The organism is Burkholderia sp. HI2761, assembly GCF_002223355.1.
Taxonomy (GTDB): domain Bacteria; phylum Pseudomonadota; class Gammaproteobacteria; order Burkholderiales; family Burkholderiaceae; genus Burkholderia.
Genome location: NZ_NKFN01000026.1, coordinates 1 through 917 on the forward strand (window position 1 = coordinate 1; position 917 = coordinate 917).

1 protein-coding gene is annotated in these 917 nt (G+C 67.6%); it reads right to left on the bottom strand.

Annotated features, from left to right (window positions below; translation table 11 throughout):
* Positions 1 to 917 (bottom strand): AMP-binding protein (locus tag CFB46_RS34960; protein WP_143751699.1); only part of this gene is annotated, 917 nt, incomplete at both ends.

Sequence of the window (917 nt, forward strand, 5' to 3'; positions counted from 1 at the left end):
GTGCACCAGAACACGTCCGTGGGTTTCCAGTCGAAGGTCCACTTCATCGTCTGCGCGGCCCACAGCAGGTAGCCGCCCGTGCTGTGCTGCACGCCTTTCGGCTTGCCGGTCGAGCCCGACGTATACAGGATGAACAGCGGATGCTCGGCGCCGACCCAGGTCGGCTCGCAGCGCTCGGATTCGCCGTCGGCGAGCTCGTGCATCCACAGATCGCGCTGGGCATGCCAGTCGATCTTGCCGCCGGTGCGGCGATAGACGATCACGCTCTTGACCGCTTCGCAGCCGCCCATCGCGATCGCCTCGTCGGCGATGCTCTTGAGCGGCAGCGTCTTGCCGCCGCGGGCCTGCTCGTCGGCGGTGACGAGCGCGACCGCGCCGACGTCGACGAGGCGCTCGTTCAGCGATTTCGCGGAGAAGCCGCCGAACACGACCGAGTGCGTCGCGCCGATGCGCGCGCAGGCCTGCATCGCGACGATGCCTTCGATCGACATCGGCATGTAGATGACGACGCGATCGCCCTTGGCGATGCCGCGTTTCTTCAGCGCATTCGCGAAGCGCGACACGCGGGCGAGCAGGTCGGCATAGGTGACGCGGGTGACGGAGCCGTCGTCGGCCTCGAAGATCACCGCGACGCGCTCGCCGTTGCCGGCCTCGACGTGGCGGTCGAGGCAGTTGTACGACGCGTTCAGCTCGCCGTCGTCGAACCATTTGTAGAACGGCGCCTGGCTCTCGTCGAGCACCTTGGTGAACGGCTTGTGCCACGCGAGGCCCTCGCGCGCGAGGCGCGCCCAGAAGCCTTCGTAATCCTGCTCGGCCTCGGCGACGAGCGCGCGATAGGCCGGCATGCCGGAAATGGTCGCCGTCTTCTCGAGCGCCGCGGGCGGCGCGAACTGACGGGTTTCGTGAAGAACCGATTC